The sequence below is a fragment of the Sphingobacterium sp. G1-14 genome (assembly GCF_002196555.1).
GTDB lineage: Bacteria > Bacteroidota > Bacteroidia > Sphingobacteriales > Sphingobacteriaceae > Sphingobacterium > Sphingobacterium siyangense.
Genome location: NZ_CP021381.1, coordinates 2506525 through 2533488, shown reverse-complemented (window position 1 = coordinate 2533488; position 26964 = coordinate 2506525). Strand labels below are relative to the sequence as shown.

Genomic DNA, 26964 nt, shown 5'->3' with positions numbered 1-26964 from the left:
ATTCATGTTCGTAACTCAATTTCAATTACGTTCCATATTTTTTAACTTTACTATACAGATGAAATACAAAATAATAAAACAAATATGATCAATCAAATAAAAAAATTTAAAGGCAATGCACTTGCGCTGGAATTAATAGGAACATTTACAGAAACTGATGCGCTTTTGATAGAACAGCTTTTCGAAGAAAAATTGAATGAAGGTTATGCGCATGTCAACATATTGATTAAGGTTAAAGACATGTCTGTGATGAAAGACATGAAATTAAAAGCATTTTTTGAAGGGGAATTATGGGGAATTAAACATTTCGGAAAAATCGGACGCTGTGCGGTTGTATCCCATTCTGATTTCATGAAGTCAATAGTCAATATTGAAAACAAGATGCTCCATTTATTTAACTCGGCTTTAGAAGAGCGATATTTTGATGAAAATCAGTTAGAGGAAGCATTAGAATTCATCGAGAACAGCAATAAAAAAATTTGATCTGCTAATTATGCATAAATCAAATGGCTTATCCTGAAAAAATTAATATAAATTAATGATAAAAAATAGTTTTTTATTCTTTTACTTTTCGCATATTAGTCCCTGTTAAATTAACCAATTTTGAACGAGTAACAAATTATCACCATGGAAAGACCTTATGATGGTATTGCAAATATTGACCAAACGTCAAATGGATACCAAATTACCATCCCAGCAAAAAAACATATGCCTGTCATAGCATTCCTTAGTTTGTGGCTGATCGCTTGGTTTATTGGATTAAATTTTGTTGGAGGCTCGTTCGTAATGGACTTTTTTAATAACGGAAATAGCGGATTAGAATTTGATCGGTTGTTTCAAGTAATCTGGTTGATTGGCTGGACTCTGGGGGGCTTATTTGTGATTAAAACATTATCGTGGTACTTAATTGGAAAAGAAATCATCGTGATAGATCGTGAGCAGATCAGCATCGCCAGAAAAAATGATATATTCTTCAGAAATAAGATATTTGATCTACGGGAAGCAAAGAATTTTCATATCGAAGAGGAGCCCTTTGAATTCGTTTTTTGGGGCCGCAGGAATGATTTGTCGTTGTTTAAAAATAGAGGGACCATTCGATTTGAATATGGTTTTAAAACAATAAAATTTGCGAATGATATGGATCAAGCTGAAGCGAATTACATCTTAGAAACATTAAGATCATCGGGATATCTGAACTCAGCCAATTTTGATTAATTTGATTAAAGAAATAGTCAGACAGACGACAATGATGCAGTTTTATTGCTTAACTTTCGGAGTAGCATGCTGTTTTTCAATCATTTTTCTGAACAGGACAAATTCTAAGACAGTGCTGGCTAGATAAACAACAGAAAACAGGAGCAGCATTTTTAACGGGTCAAGAACCATATTATATTTATAAACTCCAACCAAAATATAAATAATCAGTAAGACCAGACAAACAGCAGGTATTCCCGAAAATGTCAGAAACGATAATACTTTATTTCGGCGAATTTTTTCGATGTGATTTAGAAAAAATAATAAAGAACATAAAATCACTACGAAAAGATAAATTGTTGAAAAACCTAAATTGACAACAATGTCCAGTATAACTATAATCGTCTCCAGAAATCCTGTAGCAACCGTATTCGTCTCTGCAATAACAAGTCGGTATAGGATAAATAGCGCGATACTTATCAGTACATTAACCAACCAAAATCTGAATATAATTTTTCCCATATTACCCGTATTTTTATAATTACTGTTGTCTATTCATCAATAACACTTTCAAGTACGCTTACAAAGATATCAAGTTATTTTCCGGGAGTGATGTACGAATATAAATTCTGTCTCCGCGAATAATAATTGTTCCGCTGTCCAATAAGCCTAACGGAGGATGAAACGATGCCAAATCCCGCTCGCCCAGAATTAATCAAAAATTAACCAACTGCTAAAATTAATCGCTTGAAACTAGCCCGTTTTTGGAGGGTGTACGGATCAAGCACAGATCAAGCACGGATATAACACTGATCAGGCACAAGGGACTAGTGCTTTGAAAATGCTTTAAACGTACTTAGGAGGCACCTCCATGTTAGATAAAACGGCTATTTTTTTCCCTTCGGTAAGCATATACAATATTTAACTTAAAAGAAATATAATTTTAATATACCACTTATATTCGAGGTCAATAGAAGGAATTACACAAGTCTTCTACGGCAAATCGTATTTGCAACCAAAATTGGTATATTGCACTACAATATAGTGTAAATTTTAAATTATCCGGATCTATTGACTGAATACCCTAAAGCAATTAAATTCAAATATTCATGGCGCAAGTACCAACTTCGGGTACTTGAAGAATTACAAGAGCATCTTAAAGATGGTCATTTACATGTGGTGGCACCACCTGGTTCAGGTAAGACAGTTTTGGGGCTTGAAGTCGCTATACGCATCAATAAACCAACACTAATTCTCGCACCGACACGTGCAATCCGTAACCAATGGATACAACGGTTCTGTGAACTTTTTCTTCAAACGGACACCGTGCCGGACTGGATCTCCAGGGATATCCGGAATCCGAAATTTTTCACCGTAGTAACCTATCAGGGGCTGCATGCTGCCTGCAATGATCAGGATGCACCGGAGCTCGGGTCAAACCTTGAGCTTATCCTAAAGGGATTGAAATCGCAAAAAATCGGTACGATTGTCGTCGACGAAGCACACCATCTTAAAAATGAATGGTGGCATACATTAACCCATATAAAGAAAAAGCTGAAGCCGACGGTTGTTGGTCTAACAGCAACTCCACCTTACGATGTCACTCCAACAGAATGGCAGCGCTACATGGACCTCAATGGCCCCATAGATGCAGAAATTTCCGTCCCCGAACTTGTCATTGAGGGTGATCTATGTCCACATCAGGATTATATCTATTTCACCAATCCTAGCCAAAAGGAAAGACAGTTTATTGCCGATTATAGGGATGGCATGCTTAAACTGTTTAAGGAGGTAAGCAGCGACAAAATCGTACTTCAGGCGGTCCAAAATCATCCGATATGGTTAAACCCGATGGATGATCTCGACTGGGTCTATAATAACCTGAAATATTACTCAGCATGCTTAATTTTTCTCCATGCCAACCAAATTCCAATTCCCGAGCTCCATATGGAGATCATCGGTGGCAAAGATTTTAAAATACCTCGCCTGGATTATGAATGGCTCGAAATTCTACTTGAATTTTATCTGTACCAGGAAAAGGTACATTTCAATGCGTTTGAAGAACACCGCAACATGCTAGAAAATAGATTACAAAGGCATGGTGCCACGGAAAGAAAACGGGTTAACTTTTCCCAAAATAGCCGTGTCCGACAATATTTGACATCCAGTATCAGTAAAATGGACGCTATTACAGCGATTGTGGATTTTGAATATGAAAGATTGGGTAGAAACCTACGGCTGGTAGTCCTTTCGGATTTTATCCGAAAAGAATTCTATGTAAGCACCGACCATAATACGCTTGAATTGAACAAAATAGGTGTTATCCCTATTTTCGAAAAATTGAGACGGGAAAATAAGAATAATAAGAAAATCGCTGTACTTACAGGATCCATGATCATTATTCCGGCTAGCACTTACGCTGCATTTCAAACCACTGCTGCTAAGTATGATATTTATGACAACGCTGCGAGCCCTGTTCCTTTTGATACAAATTACCTTTTAATAAACCAGACAGAGGGACTTAAACACGATATCGTTCACATCGTCACACAGCTATTCCAGACTGGAGAAATTGAAGTCCTACTGGGGACCAAGTCATTGTTAGGTGAAGGCTGGGACGCTCCGGCAATCAATGCCCTGATTTTAGCGAGCTTTGTCGGCTCATTTGTACTTTCCAATCAGATGCGGGGTCGGGCTATCAGAGCGCAACAGGGCAATAAGGACAAAACGGCAAATATCTGGCATTTGGTATGTGCCGACTCCACTTCCGCAACGGGCGGTGATGACCTTAAATTATTAAAGCGACGGTTCAAAAGTTTTGTCGGCGTCTCGCTGCGACAAGAACCTGAAATTGAAAATGGTATAGGCCGTTTTGATCTACCCGAAAACATAAACAACGTTGGGGAAATTTCACGGAAAAATGCGGAAATGTTGTTATTTGCTGCCGACCGAGAGAACCTCAGACAGCGGTGGAATGATGCGCTTAGCAAAGGAGTGAATCTCGTCGAGGAGATCAAGATACCTTTTGCGGAAGAACAAGATTATCAACGTGTAAAATCGTTGTATCTCAACAAAACAATTAGAAACTTACTCGCGACAGTGGGCGCTGCCTGGCTTAGTTTTGGACTTGACAATGTACAGGGATTTTTTAGAGCATTAAAAAATATGCAAAGCCTAAAAGATTTTTATATTTACATGGCCAGCTTGAGTGCAGTCGGAATGCTACTTTTCGGTAGAAATACAGTCAGGTCACTCAGACTATATTTGAAATATCGAGATATTTCCAAAGATCTCAACCAAGTGAGTTATGCACTCTTAAATGGCTTGCTAAAAGCTCATATCATACGGACTGATCGAAACGAAGTACGCGTAGAAACGCAAGTTGATCGCTCGGGTTCCGTTTACTGCCATTTAGAAGGGGGCACAACATACGACAAATCAATATTCATCAATGCATTACAGGAGCTTATTGCGCCGATCAATAATCCGCGTTATGTGATTGTCAGGAAAAACAAATTTGCTTTTTTTGTCAAGCAGGAAGATTATCATGCTGTTCCGGAACTGCTGGCACGCAAAAAAGAGTTCGCCGAATACTTTAGCAATCAGTGGGAAGCACACGTAGGGAATTGTGATTTAATCTTCACCAGAACAATTCCTGGTAGAAAATTGATCTTAAAAGCACGTGCGAAATCATTGGCGGCACAACTGGATGAAAACGTACTGCAAGTAAGTAAGTGGCGGTAAAGAAATAAATCAAAAAAAATCAACAATAGGCAGGAAATTTTGAATCGTAATATGCGAATTTTTATAAAAACGTTATGCTAAATAATACCTTTGATCTGCAAATAGAAGGTACACCTTCTGAATTTGGGGATCAGTCAATTCTCGAGAATTTTAGATTCCCAAATGGAAAAGCTTTTCCTAAATCATACAAATCCTTTGTAAAAAACTATGGATACGGGTTAGCATTAGGTGAATTTCATATTTATATTCCGATGGGCAACTATGGAGATTCATTAACTGTTAGATCCGATGAAATTAGAAGTACCTATATTGATGATGTTAAAAATGATGATATCTGGTTTGAAATAGGTCCTGACTGCTCGCTGCCACTCGTAAAGCGATTGTTTCCCTTCGCTTCCAGCGACAATGGCTACTATCTCTTTTGGGACTATGAAATTGATGCAGCAGGCGAACTGGATATTTATGTAACAGATTTTAAGGGTACAGGATTTAGAAAAGCTGGCAAATCAATCGATGAACTCATTAGTAATTTGACTGGCGGTTCTATTAAAGAATTTCTCCCATTCTGCAGCCATCCACTACCGCGGATTTTCAAATGTTTAAAGAAAGTTGAATGAGCGCTATCTAACTACTCGAGCAACGCTACAATTGCAGGATCCTCGGGATCTATTTTTGGAGGAAAATGCTTCATAAGCCTGCCATTTTCATCGATTAGATATTTCTGAAAATTCCACAATACAGCAGAACTTTCTACGCCGTTCAAGCTTTTGTTGGTCAACCACTGATAAATAGGCGCCTGCCGTTTTCCTTTAACATCAATCTTTGCTGCCATCGGAAAAGTTACGCCGTAATTCCGTTGACAAAAAGCAGCTATTTCGGCATCCTTACCAGGTTCTTGGTCTAAAAAATCATTTGAAGGAAAACCTATAATAACCAACTTATCACTGAATCTTTTATATAAGCGTTCAAGTCCCTCGTACTGAGGTGTAAACCCACATTTAGAAGCGGTGTTTACAACGAGTATCTTTTTACCTTTAAATTGCGCGAAATCGATGGACGAGCCGTCCAGCCCCTTAACTTTAAATCCATATAGCGTAGCTGATTTCAATGCCATATCTACTTTAACGTTACCATTGGTGAATAAATAATAGGCCACACCTGCGGCGACTACCGCCACAATGAATAAAATTATAAAGAGCATTTTTTTTATTTTTTTTTGAAACATGACAATCGATATAAGCACGAAACCATCCCAGAATCGTCTTTACTTAGGTCGATGAACACCCTTGGACTTGCGACCAAGGACGATACATAAGCCCCTTGCCGATCAACGTTGTACAAGGCAAAACGTATTCTGCAAAGTCTTGTAAACGATGAGTTCAGCGTTTACAATGGATTAAAGTTACTAAAGAAAGTCTGAATTGGAAATGAAAAATGCTTTTCTGATCGGATAATAAAACAATATAAAAAACCGAATCTTCATGACAAAGATTCGGCTACACTATTAAACTATATAAACCAATTGTGTACGTTAAAGTTGACTTATTGAGGGGATGTCGGTCTATTTGGGCTTAGCCCTATCTGTCCCTTTAGCATCTTTCCACCATCCATTGTAATCCGGAGATAATAATCTGAAGAACAAACAGTCCCATCTTCATCCATAGATTTAATCCCTAGCCCAACAGGAACATCCTGTTGAGTTGCAGCTGTCTTCGCTATCTGATTGGATTCGTTGTACTCATCAAACATGGACACATAAATACTCTTGACACCAAGCGCGGTCAAATTATAGAATTGTCGCCACATAAAATCACCATGTTTTCGTTGCCCCTCCTGCAGTGCCCCCGGCAATACACAGGGCTGATAGTCTATGTTATTTAAATTGCAAAACTGTAGATCAGCATTTTGGATATGCTGCGCATAATGATCCACGTCTGCAATGGTTCCGATGCGGCCTACCATCCAAGGTGACAACATATCAAATGATTTGTAGACATCCATATAGCCTTGTCTCGAATCTCCTCCTGTTTGTGCCAACCTCCAGTGTGTTGGCGTACCGCCCATGACATAGCAGCCTTGATCGCGAAACCACTGAATAACCTCCAGACAAACGGCTGCTGACCAGGGATGGTTGTTGTCATTAAAACCGAATCCCCAAATACCGACCACAGGCTTGCCGTTCTGTTTGGCATAGGCAGTAGACTGGGTATATTGTTTCATCAGATTTAGCCAATCATTTTTTATCTCAGCCTGCATATTAACCCAGGCCGACACATCATACATGATATAGAATTTGATACCATGTTGCTCGGCGGCAGTTTTAACTTTAGCCGTAATCGCATTACGAATAGGACCTTCTATCCCTGTGGGATTAAATCGCTGCAATGCCGCCGTATGGATACCGTAATCCTTCATCCATTTAAATTGGACATTGACTGTCTGATCGTCAAATGAAGAAAACAGAGATGCAGGTGAACCATTGCCCAATGCAGGTAAATTGGTATTGTATTTTTTTTGGTATTCGCTGTTGTCAGGCCAAGAAGGAATATGGAAATTACCTTGGGTCGGGGTCTGCTGCCAAGCCTCAGTCCAGTGCCACCAATGTGTTCCCATGGGTGAATTGTCACCCGCACAGGAAAACCAGCCCTGGTATCCCACGGTAATCTGCCCAACGACATCGCCTGTCGCGGAAAGCCCATTGTTGCCATTCGCTTTTTTGGCCTCCTCTTTCGGGATAGATTCTTCAATCTTCTTTTCGCTCTTTGAACAGGACATCATCAAAGCGATCAACAAGAAGATTATACATACTTTTTTCTGCTGTTTAATACTCATAATTAAGTGATTTTTTTATAAATGGTTGAAGACTGGTTTATACATATTGGTTTATTTCAATGCTAGTTCCCATACTGCCTCGCTGTTCCGGAAGGCTAAATTTTTACTGGGGTTATTCTTGAAATCAAAGTTATTATGTACCATTAATGAACTATTAACAAGAAATTAATAGCTTCCATAAATCTGTATAAAATGAAAAATTATTTATAAATACGTTTAATGTGCGTACAGTAATTTTGCTGTGTATTGAAAACAAATGCTGCACCAGTTTATTTATAAAGAAGTAATTGATCTGAGCGATCCGACGAGGTTTTCTTTCGAAAAAAGAAAACAATACGTTCTAAATTCTGTATATTAAATGAACTCAATGGTCGATTTTTTTCTTGACTACAACTATTTCTTCTTTAGCGGAAGACCAAAGTTCCCTTGGGTAATCGTTATTTAATTCGAATAAATTAAACTAATATAAATCTCAATCCGATTTTCTATGAAAATTACGTTAACATTAACCCTTATCATGTTTGTACAAGTCCTATTTGGACAGAAGTCTTTAACGCCCCAATGGCAATCGGACACCACCCTAAGATCTCCAGAGTCCGTTTGGGTAGATGCCAAAAACAAAGTACTCTATGTTTCAAATACGATCGCCTTCGAACCTAATACTACAGCATTCATCAGTAAACTGGATATGGACGGAAAATTTATCAAAAGAGATTGGGTTACAGGACTCAATGCTGTTTTGGGTATAGGAATCCACAAAAACCGGCTCTACGCGGCTGAAGCATTCTCTAAATCCATTGCCGTCATCGATATAGATAAAGTAAGCATCGTCAAAAGAATTACCATTGATGGTGCTGAGCTGCTCAATGACATTACTGTTGACTCAAAGGGTATCGTTTATGTAAGTGATACGCGACTTGGAAAAATCTATCGCATTGAAAACGACTCTCCTATGCTGTATGCTGAAAACCTAAAAGGTGCAAATGGGTTGCTGGCTGTCGGCAAAGACTTGTATGTGCTATCGGATGGCGCGCTTGTTAAAATAGATCAGGATAAAAAAACTACCGTAATATCGAAAGGTATGGAAGGCGGATTGGACGGTGTCGTACAAATTAAACCCAACGAATTTGTAGTTTCTGGCTGGCAAGGACTGATCTACCATGTCAAACCTGACGGCTCCAATGCTGTATTACTTGACACACGTGACAAAAAGATAAACGCTGCCGATATCGGATACGACAAATCTTCAGGTATGCTGTATGTGCCTACCGTTAGGAGTAACAGCGTTCAGGCTTACAAACTGGACTAGATGATTTAATGGATATACTGGCAGATGAAGCTTTCCACGTTTACCCCTTATACCAAGTCATTTAGAAAGGCTTTTTTGATTATTCCTTTTTTCGTTGTGATCGATGTATTTTGCGAGATTGTACAACCCCGTCTGATGTCTATCATTGTCGACGACGGAATTTTGCATAAAGATATCAACTATATTTTGAAAATTGGATTGGCCATGATCGGATTAGCGATCGTTGCTATCGTTGCCAATTTATGCAACATCTATTACTCTGCACACGCGTCGGTGGGTTTTGCGACGAATCTCCGGACGGCCTTGTTTCGAAAAATACAATCCTTTGCTTTTGCGGATACCGATTATTTCAGTTCGGCCTCGCTTACAACACGGCTCACCAACGACACCAATATGATGCAGCAAGTCATGATGATGTGCTTGCGTATGCTTCTAAGAGCACCCCTTATGATGGTTTTTGCCATTATCTTTGCAGTTTCTATTAATAAGGATCTTTCCATCGTGATGGCCATTGCATTGCCTATATTGGCCTTAAGTATTTTTATTTTATTACGCAAAGGACTCCCCTTTTTTATCAAGATGCAGCGGGCAGTTGACCGTGTCAATAGTGTTGTGCAGGAAAATCTACTCAATGTGCGGGTAGTAAAAGCTTTTGTACGACAGGATTTTGAGAAAAAGAAATTCGACAAAGTGAATTTCGATCTGATGGATGTTGCCACCAAAGCTTCGAGCATCGTTGTCCTTATCATGCCTGTCATGCAATTGGTGATGGGTTTGTCGCTTGTTGCCGTGACTTGGTTTGGCGGACAGAAAGTAATGACCGGAACGCTTGCACTGGGTGGATTGATGTCATTTCTAAGTTATATCACGCAAATCCTTATTTCTTTGATGCTGCTTTCATTGACTTTCATGATGATTTCAAGGGCAATCGCTTCTGGCGATAGAATTGAAGAAGTTTTAGAGAAACAACCCTCCTTAACGGATACTGCGGAAGGCCTCCAAAATAGATACGCCATCACAGCGGGACGGATCGCATTTAAGCAAGTCACTTTCCGTTATAACTTACAAAGTGAAAAACCCAACCTTGACAATATTAGCTTCGAAGTAAAGCCTGCGACTACCCTAGCAATCATAGGTGGCACAGGTTCGGGAAAGAGCACTTTGGTACAATTAATTCCCCGACTATATGATGTGTCTGAAGGTGCCGTTTTAGTAGATGCCATCGATGTCAGAAATTACCAACTACAGGAACTGCGCAGCCAGATTGCGATTGTGTTGCAGCAGAACCAACTTTTTTCAGGAACGATTTTAGAAAATCTCAAATGGGGAAATGAGCAGGCAACAGAAGAGGATATTTACGCCGCTGCTAGGATTGCTTGTGCAGACGATTTTATACGCTCCTTTCCCAGCGGCTATCAGACACTACTGGGACAAGGAGGCGTCAATGTTTCAGGAGGACAAAAACAACGCATATGTATTGCCAGGGCTTTATTGAAGAAACCTAAAATCTTGATTATGGACGACAGTACAAGTGCTGTGGACATCGATACCGATCGAAAAATACGTGAAGGTTTAAAAAATTATCTGCAGAACACCACACTATTGATTATCGCGCAGCGTATTTCGAGCGTCATGCATGCCGACCAAATATTGGTCATGGAAGAAGGCCGCATTGTCGGTTCTGGATCACACGATGTACTTCTGCAAACAAATACCAGCTATCAGGAAATTTATCAGTCACAACACCTGCAAAAAGAAGAAGCCTAATGAGTACCTCAAACAAATCCATTCCCGTGAGTTTACCTGGCCCCGGTAGTTCAAGACGCATTAAAAATGAAAAGCCTCAACAGGGATTTAAAGCTTTATGGCGATTGATGCGCTACCTTTCTTCGCAACGGCTGATGCTCCTGCTGATTTTAATTTCACTTTTGCTGGGAACTGCAGGGACACTGGCAGGCAACTACCTTTTACGGCCTGCGATCAACAATTATGTCCTCAAAAAAGATATTGTTGGTCTAGGACATATTGCCCTGGTCATGATCGGAATTTATATCGCTACAGGAATTTTCAACATGTTGCAATACCGACTGACCATAAAAGTGGCACAGAAAACGATTTCTAACCTCCGAAATGATCTGTTCGACCGCATGCAGTACCTCCCTTTGCAATTTTACGATACCCATCAGCATGGTGATCTGATGAGTCGCTTCACCAATGACATGGATACAGTAAGCGATGCCCTAAATAATAGTATCACACAGCTTTTAATCAGCTCAATTACTTTGTTGGGGACACTCGCCCTCATGCTGTATATCAGCCCTATCCTATCGATTATTGCATTGATCATGATTCCGCTGATGTTATATCTGGCGAAACTGATCATCAACAAGAGCAAGAGTTTTTTTGCCGCCAACCAAGCTGCGCTCGGCAATGCCAATGGCTATGTAGAGGAAATGATCAGCGGACAAAAGGTAGTGAAGGTTTTTGGCCACGAAAACGCTGCCATCGAACAATTTGAGCAGCTTAATCAGGTACTGCGGGAAAAAGCAACAAAGGCCCAGTTTTATTCTGGAATGATGATGCCTTTGATGGCGAATATGAGCACCATTAATTACGCGCTGACTACCATCGCAGGTGGTATTCTAGTGATCACACGTGGATTTGATTTAGGGGGGTTAACTGCATTTTTACAGTATGCACGGCAATTTGGACGGCCTGTAAACGAGATTTCCAGCCAATACAACAGCTTACAGGCAGCTCTTGCGGGCGCAGAACGTATTTTTGCCGTTATTGACACTGCTCCTGAAAGTGAAACGATAGATCCATTGCCAATGCCGGCCCCGATTCAGGGCCAAGTGACACTATCGCATGTAAATTTTGGCTATGTACCCGAAAAACAGGTTTTATTTGATATTGACATCGACGTAAAACCTGGACAAAAGATCGCTTTCGTGGGTGAGACCGGCGCCGGCAAGTCGACAATTATCAATTTGCTACCTCGCTTCTACCCTTTGCTATCCGGGGATATTCTTTTAGACAAGACATCTATTTTTAAGTTGGATCGCAATGAACTGCGTAAAAAACTGTCTATCGTATTTCAGGACACCCATTTGTTTACCGATACGGTCATGGAAAACATCCGTTATGGCAGGCTCACCGCAACGGATGATGAAGTGATAGCGGCAGCAAAGCTTGCTGCCGCAGATAGCTTTATCATGCAACTGCCACAAGGGTATAAAACCGAATTGACCAATGACGGGGCCAATCTGAGTCAGGGACAGCGGCAGTTAATTAACATCGCCCGGGCAACTGTGGCCAATACGCCAATCTTAATATTGGATGAGGCGACCAGCTCAATCGATACACGCACTGAAATTGCTATTCAGGAAGGTATTGACCGGTTAATGCAAGACAAAACAAGCTTCGTCATTGCCCATAGACTCTCGACCATAAGGAATGCCGACGTAATCTGTCTGATCGAAAAAGGGAGAATCGCCGAGTTCGGTTCGCATGTAGAACTCTTAAAGCAAAAAGGTAAATATTATCGTTTGTATATGGGACAGTTTGACTGATCATTTCGAGGTTTTAATACGATACTCCTTTCATGACAGAAGCCTTGTTTTGAAAAATACTGCAGCTTACGAAATACAAGTTCATCGATTTTCTGAAAGATGGCTACAACATTCTGACATTTGGATACATCTGCGGGCAACTTTACACAGAACTTTGTCTCAAGAAAAAAAAGATTATGAAAGTATTTATAACTGGAGCTTCGGGCTTTATAGGTTCAGCAGTCGTTCAAGAAATGATCGATGCGGGACATCAAGTAACTGGTTTAGCACGCTCAGAAAAATCAGCAGAGATAATCGCCAATTTGGGTGCTAAGGTAATCCGTGGCGATCTTCAGCACTTGGATATATTAAAACAAGCCGCTTCAAACGCTGACGCCGTCATCCATACGGGGTTTTCCCACGATCTGATGTTTGCAAATGAATATGCAAAAGCTGCCGAAATTGATATCAATGCGATCAATGCCATGGGCGAAGTGCTGCTCGGTACACAAAAACCGCTTGTCGTTACAGCTGGAACCTTGGGTCTACCACTTATCAACGGGTTCGTCACAGAGGAAAGTACACTCCTAAATTCACCGAGAGGTTCAGAACCTGCGGCAATGGCCCTGGCAGCAAAAGGTGTCCATGCTTCAGTGGTTCGCTTACCACCCTCTGTTCACGGCAGCAGTGATCTTGGCTTTATGGCAGGCTTCACATCAAGTCTGATCCAATTTGCACGCGATCATGGTGTTTCGACCTATCCCTTAAATGGGGACAATCGTTGGCCAGCAGTTCATCGTTTAGACGCTGCAAAAGTTTTCTGCAAGGCGGCCGAGAAAGCCGAAATTGGGGCATTGTACAACGCTATTGGTGAAATTGGCATTAAAATCAGTGAAATTGCTGAACTGATCGGCACGAAATTACATTTGCCTGTTACTTCATTACGGGGTGAAGATATTGTCAAACATTTCCAATGGCTGAGCCATTTCATCACCTTCGATAGCCCGGCGACAAGTTTTGAGACACAGCAGCAATTAGATTGGTCGCCTACGCATATCGGTTTATTGGAAGATGTTCATCAGAATTATTTATAAATTTGTTATATGCCACAAAGTCGAACACAGCGTATAAAAACGATCAGTGAATTTCATCAATTAAGAGGTTTACCACAGCCTGAGCATCCATTGCTCAGTGTTGTGGACTATTCAAAGATGAAACGTTCTCCTTTGGATGATGCTTCGGCCTTATTGTTTGATTTTTATGTCATTTCCAATAAAAGAGGCATCACAGGCAAAATGCGCTATGGGCAGCAGCTCTTTGATTTTGACAACGGTGTACTCGGCTTTATGTCGCCCAATCAATTGCTGAAACTGGAAGAAAATGACGCTGTTACCAACGTAAACCGAAGCGGGTGGATGTTGCTTATTCATCCAGACTTTTTATGGAATACCACATTGGCGAAAACCATTAAAGAGCATGAATTCTTCGATTATTCGGCAAATGAAGCTTTATTTCTTTCAGAAAGTGAAGAGAAAACACTAAACGATATTATTGGAAATATCCAACGGGAATATCGAGCAAATATGGACAAATTCAGCAAGAACATTATTGTATCAAACCTCGAAACATTACTGAATTATTCGGAGCGTTTTTACAACCGACAATTCCTGACGCGAGAGAAAGCCAATCATCAGGTTTTAAATCGCCTGGAAGAACTGCTGAATGCTTATTTTTCTACAGATGGTTTGATCTCAAAGGGTCTTCCATCCGTTCAATATATCGCAGATAGCTTAAATATTTCCTCTAAGTATCTCAGCAGTTTGCTTAAAGTACTAACGGGGCAAAGTACCCAACAGCATATTCACGAAAAACTGATTGAAAAAGCAAAGGAGAAATTGTCAACAACGACACTTTCTGTTAGTCAAATCGCCTATGAATTAGGCTTTGAACATGCACAGTCATTCAGCAAATTGTTTAAAACAAAAACCAAACTTTCGCCCCTGGAATTTAGAGCCGGATTTCACTACGCTACTGAAAGCTAACGAAAACCATCGAATAACCATTGGATATGGGAGAAATGACCCATCTGGGCATGGACATTATAATTTAAGAGGTGAAGATCAAAAAAAAACAGCAGACCGCACAATGTCTATTGCCAGTTCTGCTGTTTGAATCAAAAGTTATTTTTCTTTTTGATCTTTAACTGCATCCTTAATCGCTTTTGTCTCTTCGGCAGTCTTAGCACTTATTTGATCTTTATACCTATCAAATTCATCAGAGACCTTATCAGCCACATGGCCTGCTGTCTCGCTAATTGAGGATGACACATGATCATACTCTTCTTTCACTTTATCGGCTACTTCTTCATATTTATGTTTTGCCTGCTCTTTGAGATCCCTTGTTTTTGCCTTGATTTTCTTTCGCGTTTTTCTTCCACTATTCGGTGCCACCAATACACCTACCAATGTACCAAGTGCCGCTCCCGCCACCATTGCCAGAAGTAATCCCGTTGAATTATTTTTTCCGCCGCACATCTTTAATTTCTTTAAACAATCGTAATTAAGCATATATTTCAAAATGATTATGTTGTTAAAACTCTTACAAATTCTAACAATAAAAGCAAAAGATTAGTTTGTCATATTTTAAATAATGTACAACAAACTAGATTACAGCATCACATGAATCGAAAGGCGCTAAAGATGAGCGTGCGAGAACGGCTTGGATCAAATAGATCTACTGGATTCGACTTTTTGGTTCTGCCCCCAATTCAGTGTTGATTTTCTTTTGTTTGAAGTATTGAAAAATGACTGCAATAATAAAAAGCACAAAAAGGAAAAGAAGGGTCTGTCCAATAATTGGATCATTTATATCCGTTGCCAAGGGACGTCCGACTGGAACTCTGGTAAAGGTCTCATTAACAGCAGGCACCAGCGACAAGAAAAAACTGAATGACCATAGAAAATTCTCAAAATACCGGGCCTTCGTACTACTTTTCTTTGTTGCGTGCAGCCAATAGGCCACCGTGACAAGAACCAAGATGAAGAGTGAAAAAACATGCCCGGCATTGAAGCCACCCTGTTTCGAAATTCCTAATGCCGTAAGAGAAGTGATGGCTGTCGCATAAAAATATAACTTCCCCGATAATACTTTAAGATTGATCTTGCCATAGCTGATAAAACCTAATACAGCGCCTAAAAGTGCTGTAAGACCAATAATTGTGTGGAAAACTCCTAAACCTGATAAATTCATTTTTTCTATTTTTAATGTTGATAATTTCAAAAAAATGTTCCTGTAATGTAAGGTCGTTGTCAGGCTTTCACGGCACAATCCATGGAATAACAACCCTTTAATGGAACACTACAAAGTTGCAATAGAATAAGAAAAATGGTTTTTTGATTTCGTTCAAAGATTTGATATTTTAGTTCAAATAACAGGACTACAATCTTATTGGAGAAAACTTGGTCCCCTCGATAAAAATGGAATACCATATACAAATGACCATTGGTTTTTAGTTGCTTTTAAGCTGTCGACGATAATTTGTTGGCGATATGTGGTATTTGTCACTAAAACTCTTTGTAAATGTTGCGAGGTCGTTAAATCCACAGTTAAAGGCAATTTCGGAAACACGCTGATTGGAAACCAAAAGGAGCTCTGCCGCCTTTTCGAGCTTCTTATTTTTGATGTAGCTGGCAGGTGTATCATGATATAATTTGGCAAACTCTCTTTTAAATGAAGAAACACTCAGATTATTCTGTTCCGCAAGCTGCTCAATGGTCAATTGAGAAAAGAGATTGGCTTCAATGATCTGTTTAAACGAATAGGTACTTGAAGAAAAAAGCTGTGATAATATCACCCGTATGACCGACGCGTTTCTCGTTTGGGACAGGAGCAATATAATTTCTTTTAATTTGAGCACCAGTATATCTTCATTGATCAATGAAGGATTTTCAAAATAGAACAGCAAGCCTTCCACATATTTCTGGATCAGGAAATCATTGTCAATTTTTTCTTTTGATTGGTTTGAAATGATATTTTCGGGTTCAAGCAGCAACGAGGGTAACTCTCTATCGTAAACTTTCTTCAAGGTATCTGGATAAAAAGTGACGATTAACAGCTGACAATCTTGCGTTGGATTCACATCTTGGATTCGCTTTCCAGAATTAATACAATTCAGCAATAAGGAATAATGCTTCACAATAGTTAGCTCTTCGTCATTTGCTTGGTATTGCATCTCCCCTTCCAGCACATAGAGGAAGCAAGCCTGTTCCGCTACTGGAAATTCAAATGTAAATGGTGCCTTCAAAGCAATTTTTTGCATCATCGGTCTTCCAAATAGCTCATACTTTTTGTAATCATTTACCATTGTGCCGCTCAATTTCTCAAATTTAACGATTGAGTTCCGTATAATTAAAATGATGGTTGTGCAATAGAGTCTTATTTTCTAAATTTCCGTTAAAATAGATTCATCCAATCGATGCATTTTAAATTGGTTAAACACCTGTTGATATTAGTCTAAATTTACGTCTATTTTGACACCAAGATTCTTGCAGCTTGCCTTTAAAACATGATCTACCCAAATGCATAACATAGGCTGTTTTCCTGGTTTGTTTTGATCCCAGTCTTCTTTCCAGACAATGTCGATAGTTTTCCCGTGATAGTCTAAGTTTCCGAGGTAAAAATAATCCATTTTGCCCGCAGGTATCAGTGGCTGAAGCTGAAAGCTGTTGTGATGGGTAGCCTTAAAGCCAATGAGATCTGCTATGATCATGTCAGGATAGGTTGAATGAAAATAATCATTCTGTCCACCAAATTGCTCGCCATCACTTGGTATATACCATTCACCGATATTTGGGTGGGTATAACCGTGAAGTCGGGTAAGCTTCATAATTTGTTCGTAAAGGGTCTCTTTGTCCTGCGCAGTGATTTGATTCTTATAATTTCTTAAATAGTTGCTGTATGCTTTATAGACGACCGAGTTTTGAAAAGGCCATCCTCTGCCGTTCCAGGCATAAGCCTGCTCATTGTAATAGGGGTGTTGCCTTTCGGCCGTGGTCATTCCTTTGTGGTTATTGAAACCTTTTTCAGAAGTAAACATCGCCCAAGCTACTTCATACTTTTTATTGTCCTCAGGCAGTATCATATTGAAATACCAGGGGGTATAACCAACGGATTCCCGCACCCGCGCTTCGTAATCCCGTACACCATAGGCGTTGTCACCAGCTGTTAAGGTATTAAAAAAACCATCATCTGAATTCCAAAGTGTCCGAAGAAATTTCTGCTGTATTTCCTGGCTTCTGACCTTATAGTAATCTGCTTTCGCCTTATTCTTAATCGAAGGATGTTGTTGCTGTTCCAGTCTATAGAGATTGTACAATGCGTTGTTATTTCCAAAGGAATAACTTGCAACGGATGGGCGCACCAAATAAAAATCGGGATAACCTTTGGTAAAGGCTAATGGAAAGTCCCTCGCTGCAGTCGTATTTGCCGCCTTGTCTGTCGTCCCCCAACCTAAATATAGATCTCTCCATGTACTATCGGTATAAATAGCATAAGGTCCTTTACTTTCAATTAAGCCAAGTACCGCCGAAAGGCTGAATTCCATACCATCGTACAGATCCAGAATTTTGTACATGCCGTCGGTCTTCGCATTTGGATTTTTTACAGTGAATAGGCTATCCAAAAGGTGCTGATGGGTCTCCATTGCGGGTAGCATCTTTTGCGTCCAGGCCTGATCGGGATGAATTTTTAAAAATGATTCAATACCATCGACCATCCAGCTGGAAAAATGAACACTTTCGGGCCTGCTCAAATGGGTCAAAAAATTACCGTTTTCCCGTTGATTTATTTTGGAAGCTGATCCAAGCATAAAATATTCGGCATAAGATCGAAGGTATTTTGGATCACGAAGCCAACGTACATCGTAAAACTGATGCGCTGTTGGGCAGGTAATCGCTCCACTCAAGGATCCCCAGGCGGGATACCCGAAAAATTCTGTTATAACCCAATATTTCTTTGAATCATGTGGATCGTAATAATCCCGAAGATGCTTGCTGATCATCCACCAACGATAATTATACACGCGACTTAGGGTATCGTTGGAACTCTCAAAATACGGAATGTTATTGACCAAGAATTCTTTGTTGTTGGATTCGTCAAAAGCACCGTCCGATTTTGGCCGGTGCTCGTAAGCATTGAACTCCTTTATATTGTCTGTTAGGTTATTTTTTGCCACTTCCTTTAAACGATCAAGTTCATGGCGATATATCGATTCCTGCTTACCCGAAAATCCTCGATTACTCGAACAGGAAAAAAGAACACCTAGAACCAAAAAGGCTGTGCTGCTTAAAACAATAGATTTTAGAAAAACGGAGCGATGTTGTCTTTTCATGTGGCTATATGGAATAGAACGAATTTATAGTTGATCTGCTATAACTTAAAAATTAGTATTAACGTCCATCCGAAGGAATCAACAGGAGATTGATCGGCTTTCATCGCAGTAATTTTCTACAGGGCAATTCTTGATGAAGTTAAACACAAGATCTAATCCAAAGCAATAACAAACAAAGGACTAATCAACAGAATTTTTATGACAATTCAGCATGGTGGAACAAATCGGCGTAAAATTGATACAATGTATCATATTGTACCAATTTGAGCTCATACTTTATCGTTCAAAATAGATAACAATACGCTTTATCGCGATCTGAAGTTCATTGTTTTTGGCCATACTCAGATCTATTAATTCGACAATGGTAAATTTTTTCCTGGATAAATTTTTCGATATTCCGGGCTTGAGCCTAAAATATTATGAAAGAGGGCGGTATTTTCTTTGCAAAAAACCAAATATTCCCATTTTCACATAAAAAAGTATCTTTTTCATATTCTTTCTACTGCTATTCTAAGTTACATTTGCCTCATAAGTAAACTTGACTCAAAAGAAGTAATTGCTGAAATGAATGGAGATGCCTATCTCATCATTTTAAATTTCTGAATTGATTCGATAAGAATACTGTAAAAAGAATCCTACAATACTACACTGAAAAACATTTTGTGGAACGATGCTGTCGTTCCACATTTTTAATCTATTAAATCGGTCTCCACCCAACCTTCTACGGCAGCAACTTTAGCTTGCTCGCCGTCTTTTTCATACTTTAGTCCCCGGTAGTTCCTTCCGTTGTCATTTCAATTTTATGGATTGTACCGTCTGCACGGTAATTTAGGGTATCTATGCAAATCGAACGGCTAAAACTGCCTCCATCCGGGTTAATCCCCCCATTATGATAAATGAAATACCATTGGTTTTTAAAAGGGACAATTGCTTGATGGTTCGTATTGCTATTGCCTGCTATTTCATTCAGAATCCCTTTATACACATAGGGACCTTCGATCTTATCGGCCATGGCATAAGCGATCTTCTCCGGAAATTCCGTGGCATAACTCAAATAATATTTTCCATTGTGCTTGTGAACCCACGGTGCTTCCGTAAAAGCCAGTCCTTCAAAATTCAATTGCTTTACTTCGCCATCAATCTCAACCATATTTTCCTTGAGCTTTGCGTAGTAGCACTCACGGTTACCCCAGAAAATCCAGGCTTGGCCATCGTCATCAATAAAAACAGCCGGGTCGATACAGGCCCAAGAATGGGAAGAAGCAAAACAGTCTTTATTGGTCAATAACGGTTTCCCCAACGCATCTCTAAAGGGACCTTCGGGTCTATCTGCGACAGCAACACCTATTCCGGACCAATTAGAGCTTATGTACCAGTAATATTTTCCATTACGTTCGGTAACGTGTCCCGCAAATGCATCACCGCTTTTTGCCCAGGTAAAATCACTTATTCTCAAAGACACCGGATATTCCGTCCAATTTTTTAAATCCGTTGTAGAATAAACAATCCAGTCTTTCATCTTATAGCCTTGCTGACCACCTGCAAAATCATGGCCTGCATACAACCAAAGTGTATCTCCCTTAACCATTGCTGCTGGATCAGCCGTAAAATGATGCTTAATAATCGGATTTCCCTTTGCGGTAAAACGATACCTGTCATCCACATCCTCTGGAGATAGTAATTCACCGGGTACACCACCCCATTTACTATTCAGAAGACGAGACTCTTCCTTGCTAATTGAAATCACACTTCCATGTCGCGGGTTAAAATTTTTACGCAAAGCCTCAGGTTTCGAGGAGAAATTAAAGAGATCATCTGTGCGCTGAAATTCATATCTTCCATTCGCATACAGATCATACATCAAGATATAATCGTCTGTTCCGTTCAACTTAAAAAGACTCGATCCTTCGACAACAACAGAAGTGTCTGCATAGGCATCGAGATACCGGAAGTCTTCTTTCCATGGTCCTTTTAGGGATTTACTTGTCGCCTGCTGAATCCCATTTTTCACTTCTTTGCCCGCACCATCTTTTGTATTGCCCTTAAAGAAAAAATGGTATAACCCATCTTTATAGACGATGTCGCCATCAATACCGCCAAATTTTGGACTGAACAATAAGGTAGGTTCCCTTTCAAATCCGCTAAAATCTTTATTCGCATAGGCTGCATAAAAATCAAGCTTATCGTTCTCATATGATTTCACCGTAAAATACACAAGGTATTTTTTCGCAACTGGATCATAGATCGTCTGTGGTGCCCATACCCATTTTACGTTTTTAAATTTTTTAGGGTATAATTTTGCCAGATCAATAGTATTATGTTTCCAATCCGTCAGGTTATCAGATCGCATCAGAATAATACCAGGATTACTTCCCCAACCATTCTTGGCGGTAAACATATCAGTTGCGACCATATAAAATGACTTTTTGTCCTCTCCCCTAAGGATGTGCGGATCACGAATCCCTCCCGTTTGGGATATATCTGCGGATGACAAAATAGGTTTATTGTTATTTAATGCAACCCAGTTTTGCGCATCCTGACTGACTGCAAATCGCAATTGCTCTTGTGTATTTTTATCCCCCGAACCCTCAAAATAAGCAAAAAGATAACCCGCCGCCTTATCTGCATTGTGTATTTTTTGCGCTATAGCATTGGTAAAACTCATTAATGCAATACTCAATACCCCCATTTGTTTTAGTTTCATGTCTGATCAATTTTTAGGTTTTTCTAAATGTTAATTTGTCAAGCAAACCTTCTTTATTAAAACTTAACGATGGATTGTTTAATGCACAAATTCCAAATTATCTTGATCTCGAAAGGATATTCAACACGAATTTAAATTTGCTCAAAAACACTTTTCCACGAAGCTGTAGAAGAATACGATACGAGGCTCACTTTTATTAATGTTAAATATACATTTATTATTCAAATAGGCGGTATTTTTTATGATAAGTATCGTTTAAAACGGGACATTTTCCAAGGGTAAAAGTCTTGAATCCGAGATAGCTGCAATCCGATGCCCTATAATCTTCATATACGCTGGATTTTGTTCAAATGAAAAAAAATCGGACACGCTTTTCTGTTTAATCAGCATACAGATATCCCACTGTTCCTGATCGGGTCCTATCAGAAACCGGTCACCATGCCCAACAAAAAGTAGCTCACCGCCGCTTTCTTCCACAAAAGGTTTGGCTAGCTTTATATAATTCATGAAAGCATCGTATCCCGAAATTTCTTTGATTGGTGCAATCTCCGGAAAATTAGTATAGTCCGCGATTTTCCTCAACTGAATTAAATTGAGGTTTACAATAGGGCCTTGGATATTTTTCAATGCCAAATTCCTTCCGGCTTCATAACCGGGATACAAATACGTCTTTCTTGTCATATCAATAGATACTTGTTGTTTCACTCACTTTACTCTTCAATTCAGCTGCCGCGTGAAGTACGACTTTTTTATAATCAATGATTTTGTCGTTTTCAAATGGAATAATAACTGCATTTTCAAACAGGAAATTTCCCTCACCTAATCGGTTCCAATCCGCCTGCAAGTTTTTGTTGTCAAATTGCCCCATGTTTAACATAAATCTGATTCTGTTAGAAAGAGCCGTTAAATTCATGCTATCAGCGATATGTATTTTATTTTCGGTCCTGTTGTAAATTGTTAAAACTCCCATCAATGGTTTACTTTCCAAGAATTCGGCTTTCAATTGTTTTTTATCTATTTTGTTCATGTGCTTTTAAATTAAAATTATAAATCACCACCCAATGATTTCAATTGCGCAGCAAAAATAAGGAGATCTGTTACGGCCATTCCGTCCAATAGCTTATTGGCGATGTGCTCAGCTGTAACAGTAGCCTCTTTAAAAATTCGATCACCAGCCGCCGTAAGCTTCACATAACTGACCCGGGCATCTCTATCATTGTGCTCTTTTACAACTAGCCCCATCTTTTCCATAGGTGAAATAATCCGTGTAATCCCTGAGGCCGTTAAACCGGTACTTTCAGCCAGATCAATTCGCCGTAACCGGTTCCCGGAAGCCTGACTTAAAATATGTAGGATCATAAAGTCTGTCAGACTTAGTCCATGCAAGCTCAACCCATCAAACTTTTTGGTGATGACAGATTGAACTTTTATAATGTTCAAAATCGTATTAATTGCGGTCATATTATTATTTGCAAAATACTTGATTAGTCAAGTATTTTGCAAATATAATAGTTTTATTTAAATGGTTGAACAAAATAAACAAAAGATTCTGCGAACGGGGTGGTTACACTAAAGCTCATTAATTCTCTTTTCTTCGCAGGAGAAGGAGGTTTGTATAAAACTACACTTAGGTGTAGCATTGATTGACATAATCTATAATATTTTTGGACAAATTCTAATCGATAAGAAGCAAGAGCCAACGATCTACATAACATGATAAGGATAGAATCCTCGAATATTAACAAATTTATTACCTGTAGCATAGTATAAACATGACAAATTGCAAAAACTGTGGGACTGATATAACACTGAATTTCTGTCCGAAATGTGGGCAGCCAGCGGTCCTTAAAAGAATTGATGCGCATTATATCGTCCACGAAATTGAACATGTCCTTCATTTCGAGCGCGGAATCTTATATACGATTCGTGAACTTATTACCACGCCGGGAAAAAATGTAAAAAAATATATTGCCGAGAACCGAAGCCGCCTGGTAAAACCCATTATTTTTATCATCATCACCTCACTGATATACTCTATAGTAAGCCATTTTTTTCATGTAAACGACAAATATGTGAGTTATTACGAATCCCAGCATTCTACCACGGGTTCGATATACCTCTGGATTCAGGGCCACTATGGTTACGCCAATATCATGATAGGATTGTTTATCGCTTTCTGGGCTAAACTATTTTTTAAAAAATACGGTTTTAATCTTTTTGAAATTGTCATTCTGCTGTGTTTTATTTTAGGAATGACGATGTTGATCTATACTATTTTTGCATTAGTTGAAGGTCTAACACATACAAGCGTTATGGTCCAAGCTAGCATCGTCGCTATGTTATATAGCGTCTGGGCTATTGGACAATTTTTCGATCCCTACAAAATACCCAGTTATTTAAAAGCGCTCGCAGTCTATATTTTAGGGTATCTGTCATTTACTGTCGTCGTCGTTATTATTGGCCTATCGATTGACTTAATTTTAATGAAAAGATAGTTATCCACCCTTTTTCCTTGTGAGACCTAATTAAAAACCAGATGGGTAAGCTTGCGCTGTAAACTTACCCACCATGTTACTAGTTGCCTGTTACAGATTATTTCTCAGGTATCCCTGGAAGTTATCTTGAAACTGAAGGCCAGTCCCCAACCTATATTTACTTAATTTATTGTTGAGCGTAAGTCCCCATAATACAAATTCGGTCAGAAAATGGAGATCTTCGGGCTTCGTCTCCGGCTGGTATTGCTGAATTAAAGCATGTATAGGTTTCACTTGGTCCAAAACCTGCTCATACGTTGAATCGTTGAGTTCATCAGATAATTCGATCCCCTCTGATTCTGAAAACCAACGAACAATATCATCGTAGGGATAACGTTCGTTTTCTCTTTCCAGTTTCTCAATTTTTGGAAATAAAATCGGAAAAAGGTTTTTAATCGCGTTTTCTATCAGCTGCAATGCGACGATACCCGCTCCTTCCTGTTCGCCTTCATAAACGAGCTCAACTTTACCCGTTATCGCAGGCACAATACCCATAAAATCACTCAGCCGTACTGCAGTTGCTTGCGCCCCACTTCTGAGCATGCGCAATTCAGCGGTGCTTAATAAGTTCTGAAATGCTGTAATGCTCATACGCGCACTTACGCCACTCTTTTCATCAACATATTCACTATTTCGTGCTTCAAAGCTTATCTGCTCAATCAGTTCCCTAGCCAGCTCAGGAACGTATATCTGCTCCTTCTGGGCCGCTTCCAAGTTCGCCTCCTGCGCTGTAATTGCCTTTGCTATCTCAACCGATGCAGGGTAATGTGTGAGTATCTGCGATCCTATGCGATCTTTCAGTGGCGTCACAATACTTCCTCTATTGGTATAATCCTCCGGATTTGCAGTAAATATAAATTGTACATCTAACGGTAAGCGTAACTTAAAACCACGGATCTGAATATCTCCCTCCTGCAATATATTGAAGAGAGCTACCTGGATTCTAGCTTGAAGATCAGGCAGCTCATTAATGACAAATATAGAACGGTTTGCCCGAGGAATCATACCAAAGTGAATCACGCGATCGTCTGCATAGCTCAGTTTTAAGTTTGCGGCTTTAATGGGATCTACATCACCAATCAAATCAGCGACCGTCACATCTGGCGTAGCCAGTTTCTCCGCAAAACGATCACCTCTACCAAGCCAGCTTATCGGTGTATCATCGCCTTTCTCCTGCAGAAGTTCTAGCGCATAACGCGATATGGGGTTAAACGGATCATCATTAATCTCTGAACCTTGAACCACAGGCACATATTCATCCAATAAGTTGACCATGAGCCTAGCTAGACGTGTTTTCGCCTGACCGCGAAGGCCCAGGAAATTAATGTTGTGTTTGGAAAGAATTGCTCTCTCAAGTTCTGGAATAACGGTATCTTCATAACCATATACTCCATTAAACACGGTTTCACCCGCCTTTATTTTTGTAATCAGATTTTGACGCAATTCTTCTTTTATTGTTTTAGGTTTATAACCCGAAGTTTTTAATGCACCAAATGTTGTAATCTTCGTGTAATCCATATATTCTTATCGTATTCTTTTTTTTCGATTTTCTTCGTAATCCTCAAAAATCATTTCACCTAGATCCCCAAGTCCAGTGTAATAAGCCTTCCCTTGATTTGAAGCTGTAAACTCGTCGACAAATTGCTGTAGATAAGGATCTGAAGCAATCATAAAGGTTGTAATTGGTATTCCCAGCTTTCGGGCTTGCGCAGCCATACTATAGCACTTGCTAGTGATAAAAGGATCCAAACCCATAGGATTTTTATAATAGGTACCGTCTGGCATATTTAAACAGCTCGGTTTTCCATCGGTTATCATAAATATTTGCTTATTCGCATGCCGTTTTCGCCTTAGCAAGTCCATCGCTAGCTTTAAGCCTGCGACCGTATTGGTATGAAATGGTCCAACTTGCAAATAAGGCAAGTCTTTTATCGCGATAGTCCATGCATCGTTTCCGAAAACAATGACGTCAAGTGAATCTTTCGGATATCGGGTCAAAATAAGTTCTGATAAAGCCATCGCTACTTTTTTTGCAGGAGTGATTCGATCCTCGCCGTATAAAATCATACTGTGGCTGATATCGATCATCAACACTGTACTCATCTGCGACTTAAACTGTGTATCTTCTACGACGAGATCATTTTCTGATAAGGCAAACTCGCCTATCCCATGATTGATCTGTGCGTTTTTCAAGCTCTCTGTCAAAACTATTTTCTCCAAGCCATCTCCGTACTGATAGTTTCTGAAATCGCCCATATTTTCGTCACTCCGTCCCTGGTGATTGGTTTTATGATTGCCTGATTTCCCTTTCCTCATTTTCCCAAAAATCTGGTCCAAGGCATGCTGACGTAAGGCTTTCTCCAGCTTTGAGGTAATATCTACGCCGCCTTCACCACCAAACTCCACTTTTTCTCTGATATAACCTTTATCTTTCAGATCCGCAATGAAATCGTCTATCGTATAGGCTGGAGTCGTCAGTTTAAACTCTTTATCCAATTGCCTAAGCCAGTCAATGGCTTCATCAAAATCACCAGAGGTATGGGTAATCAGTTCTTTGAAAATGTCAAATAATTTATCAAAAGGCGTTTGAAACGGCTCTTCATATTGTTTGAAGAGAAAACCTTTACTTCGTTTCGTGCTTTTCATGCATTCCTTTTATTAGTATGAGGAAGCTATCCAAATAGTGTATCGGATACTTCATAGTATGA

Annotated in this window: 23 protein-coding genes; 10 read left to right on the top strand and 13 right to left on the bottom strand. The window is 39.6% G+C overall.

Going from position 1 to position 26964, the window contains the following annotated elements:
* The first annotated feature begins 84 nt into the window (after positions 1-84).
* Positions 85-483, top strand: a complete 399-nt coding sequence (locus CBM24_RS10455; protein WP_088161164.1) for an STAS/SEC14 domain-containing protein — start codon at positions 85-87, stop codon at positions 481-483.
* 144 nt (positions 484-627) lie between these two features.
* The gene (locus CBM24_RS10450) at positions 628-1215 is read left to right on the top strand and encodes a hypothetical protein (protein ID WP_088161163.1); all 588 of its coding nucleotides are present in this window, start codon (positions 628-630) and stop codon (positions 1213-1215) included.
* Between the two features lie 42 nt (positions 1216-1257).
* Here the strand turns inward: CBM24_RS10450 and CBM24_RS10445 are convergent, their stop codons facing one another.
* On the bottom strand, positions 1258-1716 hold the full coding sequence (locus CBM24_RS10445; protein ID WP_088161162.1) for a hypothetical protein: 459 nt from the start codon (positions 1714-1716) through the stop codon (positions 1258-1260).
* Between the two features lie 549 nt (positions 1717-2265).
* Here CBM24_RS10445 and CBM24_RS10440 point away from each other — a divergent pair.
* Positions 2266-4938, top strand: coding sequence for a DEAD/DEAH box helicase family protein (locus CBM24_RS10440; protein WP_088161161.1), 2673 nt, complete (start codon positions 2266-2268; stop codon positions 4936-4938).
* A 74-nt stretch (positions 4939-5012) separates the two neighbouring features.
* Positions 5013-5555, top strand: a complete 543-nt coding sequence (locus tag CBM24_RS10435; protein WP_088161160.1) for an SMI1/KNR4 family protein — start codon at positions 5013-5015, stop codon at positions 5553-5555.
* Positions 5556-5566: 11 nt separating this feature from the next.
* Here CBM24_RS10435 and CBM24_RS10430 read toward each other — a convergent pair whose 3' ends face one another.
* Positions 5567-6139 (bottom strand): glutathione peroxidase, encoded by a 573-nt coding sequence (locus CBM24_RS10430; RefSeq protein WP_088163522.1) that lies wholly within the window; start codon positions 6137-6139, stop codon positions 5567-5569.
* 341 nt (positions 6140-6480) lie between these two features.
* Positions 6481-7770, bottom strand: a complete 1290-nt coding sequence (locus CBM24_RS10425) for a glycoside hydrolase family 71/99-like protein (RefSeq protein WP_088161159.1) — start codon at positions 7768-7770, stop codon at positions 6481-6483.
* 487 nt (positions 7771-8257) lie between these two features.
* On the opposite strand from CBM24_RS10425, the gene CBM24_RS10420 reads away from it, so the two are divergent.
* The 5 genes from CBM24_RS10420 to CBM24_RS10400 all read left to right on the top strand — a co-directional run bounded on the left by CBM24_RS10420 (position 8258) and on the right by CBM24_RS10400 (position 14672).
* The gene (locus tag CBM24_RS10420; protein ID WP_157698419.1) at positions 8258-9079 is read left to right on the top strand and encodes an ATP/GTP-binding protein; all 822 of its coding nucleotides are present in this window, start codon (positions 8258-8260) and stop codon (positions 9077-9079) included.
* A 24-nt stretch (positions 9080-9103) separates the two neighbouring features.
* The gene (locus CBM24_RS10415; protein WP_088161157.1) at positions 9104-10846 is read left to right on the top strand and encodes an ABC transporter ATP-binding protein; all 1743 of its coding nucleotides are present in this window, start codon (positions 9104-9106) and stop codon (positions 10844-10846) included.
* A complete protein-coding gene (locus CBM24_RS10410; protein ID WP_088161156.1) occupies positions 10846-12651 on the top strand; it encodes an ABC transporter ATP-binding protein in 1806 nt (601 codons plus the stop codon). The genes CBM24_RS10415 and CBM24_RS10410 overlap by 1 nt, the downstream gene beginning before the upstream one ends.
* Positions 12652-12827: 176 nt before the next feature.
* Positions 12828-13724 carry an SDR family oxidoreductase gene (locus CBM24_RS10405; protein ID WP_088161155.1) on the top strand — a complete coding sequence of 299 codons (897 nt, stop codon included), beginning with the start codon at positions 12828-12830 and terminating at the stop codon, positions 13722-13724.
* Between the two features lie 9 nt (positions 13725-13733).
* Complete coding sequence (locus tag CBM24_RS10400) at positions 13734-14672, top strand: helix-turn-helix domain-containing protein (protein WP_088161154.1); 939 nt, start codon at positions 13734-13736, stop codon at positions 14670-14672.
* Between the two features lie 138 nt (positions 14673-14810).
* On the opposite strand, the gene CBM24_RS10395 is transcribed toward CBM24_RS10400, so the two are convergent.
* The 8 genes from CBM24_RS10395 to CBM24_RS10355 form a co-directional block, all read right to left on the bottom strand.
* Entirely contained in the window at positions 14811-15164 is a 354-nt protein-coding gene (locus tag CBM24_RS10395) for a YtxH domain-containing protein (RefSeq protein ID WP_088163521.1), read from the bottom strand.
* 199 nt (positions 15165-15363) lie between these two features.
* Positions 15364-15879, bottom strand: a complete 516-nt coding sequence (locus tag CBM24_RS10390) for a hypothetical protein (protein ID WP_088161153.1) — start codon at positions 15877-15879, stop codon at positions 15364-15366.
* Between the two features lie 259 nt (positions 15880-16138).
* Entirely contained in the window at positions 16139-17005 is an 867-nt protein-coding gene (locus tag CBM24_RS10380) for an AraC family transcriptional regulator (RefSeq protein WP_232475753.1), read from the bottom strand.
* Between the two features lie 132 nt (positions 17006-17137).
* Complete coding sequence (locus tag CBM24_RS10375) at positions 17138-19018, bottom strand: MGH1-like glycoside hydrolase domain-containing protein (RefSeq protein ID WP_088161152.1); 1881 nt, start codon at positions 19016-19018, stop codon at positions 17138-17140.
* A gap of 763 nt (positions 19019-19781) precedes the next feature.
* Positions 19782-21722, bottom strand: coding sequence for a family 43 glycosylhydrolase (locus tag CBM24_RS10370; protein WP_088161151.1), 1941 nt, complete (start codon positions 21720-21722; stop codon positions 19782-19784).
* A 255-nt stretch (positions 21723-21977) separates the two neighbouring features.
* Positions 21978-22403, bottom strand: a complete 426-nt coding sequence (locus CBM24_RS10365; protein ID WP_088161150.1) for a DUF1330 domain-containing protein — start codon at positions 22401-22403, stop codon at positions 21978-21980.
* Position 22404: 1 nt separating this feature from the next.
* Positions 22405-22749, bottom strand: a complete 345-nt coding sequence (locus CBM24_RS10360) for a GIY-YIG nuclease family protein (RefSeq protein WP_088161149.1) — start codon at positions 22747-22749, stop codon at positions 22405-22407.
* Positions 22750-22766: 17 nt separating this feature from the next.
* Positions 22767-23183, bottom strand: coding sequence for a MarR family winged helix-turn-helix transcriptional regulator (locus CBM24_RS10355; RefSeq protein ID WP_088161148.1), 417 nt, complete (start codon positions 23181-23183; stop codon positions 22767-22769).
* Between the two features lie 311 nt (positions 23184-23494).
* On the opposite strand from CBM24_RS10355, the gene CBM24_RS10350 reads away from it, so the two are divergent.
* Positions 23495-24217: a DUF3667 domain-containing protein gene (locus CBM24_RS10350; protein WP_088161147.1), complete on the top strand. Its 723-nt coding sequence runs from the start codon at positions 23495-23497 to the stop codon at positions 24215-24217.
* Between the two features lie 90 nt (positions 24218-24307).
* On the opposite strand, the gene CBM24_RS10345 is transcribed toward CBM24_RS10350, so the two are convergent.
* Both CBM24_RS10345 and CBM24_RS10340 read right to left on the bottom strand, forming a co-directional pair.
* Positions 24308-25774, bottom strand: coding sequence for a sigma 54-interacting transcriptional regulator (locus CBM24_RS10345; protein ID WP_088161146.1), 1467 nt, complete (start codon positions 25772-25774; stop codon positions 24308-24310).
* 6 nt (positions 25775-25780) lie between these two features.
* A complete protein-coding gene (locus CBM24_RS10340; RefSeq protein WP_088161145.1) occupies positions 25781-26902 on the bottom strand; it encodes a vWA domain-containing protein in 1122 nt (373 codons plus the stop codon).
* Positions 26903-26964 lie beyond the last annotated feature (62 nt).